The following is a 2,040-nucleotide window of genomic DNA, read 5'->3' as shown; positions in this document are numbered from 1 at the left end:
GCGGACCTGTTCGACGACGAGCTTGTGTGGGTACGGGCCGCGGGTGGGTGAGAGTGAGAACCGGTCTGATCTGGCGTCAGTGCAGTCTCGAACGGTTCTGAGGGGAGCCCGAAGTCGGATTCGAACCGACGACCTACCGCTCACAAGTCGCATCCGGCGCCCAGGTCGACGGGTGGAGATGGTTTCTGACCTGCATAGACGCTCACATCGGGTCACGTGAAATCACGACGTTTCGCCGCGAAGTGTGGGCAAAATGTGGGCACGGGCGTGGCCGGGCCCCGGGCCTACTGGTCGCATTCGGTGCAGTGGAGGATCTCGCGCGGATCGTCGTCGTAGATCGTGACCTCGTGCAGCGTCACCTCCCCGCACTTGTCGCAGCGCTGGCGCCGTGTGGTCTCGAGCCGACTCATATTGTTTCCTCTGCCGCCGGGGAACGAGTTGGGGTCGGCGCCCTGCCGGGGCATGTGGCACGTCCGGCAGGAGCGCCTACGAGGCCGGCCGCAGGGCAAGGGCCGGACTCGGTACGTCGATCATCCGTGCGGGCCTGGCCGTGGTCGTGGGCCATACTGGGGGCCACAGTGGGGGCCAGCACGTAGAGACAGGGCAGCGAGTGGAACTACCGGAGCTGATCGCGCAGCTACGCCGTTCGCGTGGCATGTCGCAGACCCGCTTGGCCGAACGTCTCGGCGAGGTCAGCGGACGGACCACCGTGACCAAGGATGAGGTGTCGCGGTGGGAACGCGGAGCACGTCGGCCGACGTCATGGCTGCCAGCGCTGGCCGAAGCACTCGACGTGCCGCTGCCGACGCTCGAGCGGGCTGGCGCACCATCCTTCCCCGTCCCGTCGTACCCACTGGCCAGCCTCTCCCCGGACGCCGACCTTGCCGATCGCGTTGCCCATGTTGTGCAGGTGCCCGAACGGGTGGACAAGGCGACGGTGCGATGGTTGGAGACGTGCCTTGCCGAGCATCGCACGGCCGAGGACAGTCTGGGTGCGGGCCCGCTCGTCGGGATCGTGCGCTCGCAGCTGGACATCGTCGCCGCGCTGACCGATGCTGCCGGCGGACCGCTCACGGACGAGCTGACGAGTCTGGCGGCGCAGTACGCGCAGTTCATCGCATGGATGGCGATGGATCTAGGGCACCGTGATCTGGCCAACCGCTGGTATGAGCGCTCACACGGTTGGGCCGTCGAGGTCGCGGACGCCGGCTTGGCCGCGACCACGCTGAGCATGCGGGCACACGCGGCGTGGAGTGTCGGGGACCCGATCCGGTGTGTGCGCCTGGCTGAAGCGGCGCGGTGGCACGACGGGCACGTCACGCCCGGTGTACAAGGCATGGCGAGCCAGATGGCTGCACGGGGGCACGCGCTCGCCGGCGAGGCCGACCCAGCGCGGCGCAAGCTCGACGAGGCTCATGAGCTGATCGCGCTGGCCTCGCAATCGCCGGAGGACGAGCCGCCGTGGATGTACTTCTACGACGACGGTTGGTTCACCCTGCAGCGCGGCATGGTGGCCTTGCACCTCGGCGAGCATCGTGAGGCCGTCGACCTCATCACGGCCGGCATCGACACACTCCCGGCGCACTTCCGACGTGACCGGGCCTGGTACGGGTCGTGTCTGTCGCGGGCATACGCCGAGGCCGGTGATCTGGACGCCGCGGCCCAGGCGGCCGAGGCGATCCGCGACGACATCCCGGTCAACGGGTACGCACGTGCCGAACTCGACTCCACGGGCCGGATCGTCACTCGCCGTGACAGGCGCCGCGGTGTGGCATTCCGAGAAGTGCTGCGGCCATAGTCGAGACGGGCAAGCGACGACCGCCGTCCACGGCAACCACAGGGGGTCGCGGGTCGCCTGTCGGCGCTGGTCTGTGCTGGCGGTTCGACGCCGTCAGCCGAATGGGTCGTCTTCGTCGTGGTCGTCGTCGAGGGCTCCGAGGTTCGCTCGTCCTCGTGCGTCGGGGGAGAAGCCGAGTTGCACGACCCATGCGTGGAGTGCTGCTTGTGTGTCGCGGACGATTTGCACGGCTGGGTTTTCAC

Annotated in this window: 2 protein-coding genes; one reads left to right on the top strand and one right to left on the bottom strand. The window is 68.2% G+C overall.

Annotated elements, in window-relative coordinates:
- Window positions 1–284: 284 nt before the first annotated feature.
- Window positions 285–410: a hypothetical protein gene (locus tag M6444_RS02570; RefSeq protein ID WP_298322744.1), complete on the bottom strand. Its 126-nt coding sequence runs from the start codon at window positions 408–410 to the stop codon at window positions 285–287.
- A gap of 200 nt (window positions 411–610) precedes the next feature.
- Between M6444_RS02570 and M6444_RS02565 the strand changes: the two genes are divergently transcribed.
- The gene (locus M6444_RS02565; RefSeq protein WP_298322741.1) at window positions 611–1,798 is read left to right on the top strand and encodes a helix-turn-helix transcriptional regulator; all 1,188 of its coding nucleotides are present in this window, start codon (window positions 611–613) and stop codon (window positions 1,796–1,798) included.
- The last annotated feature ends 242 nt before the right edge of the window (window positions 1,799–2,040 follow it).

Origin of the sequence: Haloactinopolyspora sp. (genome assembly GCF_027324685.1) — a bacterium.
GTDB lineage: Bacteria > Actinomycetota > Actinomycetes > Jiangellales > Jiangellaceae > Haloactinopolyspora.
This window is presented reverse-complemented; position numbering and strand designations above follow the sequence as displayed.

Bases quoted from the DNA above. Each gene is read 5' to 3' on its own strand.
- M6444_RS02570 (WP_298322744.1), bottom strand. From the start codon at position 410: ATGAGTCGGCTCGAGACCACACGGCGCCAGCGCTGCGACAAGTGCGGG.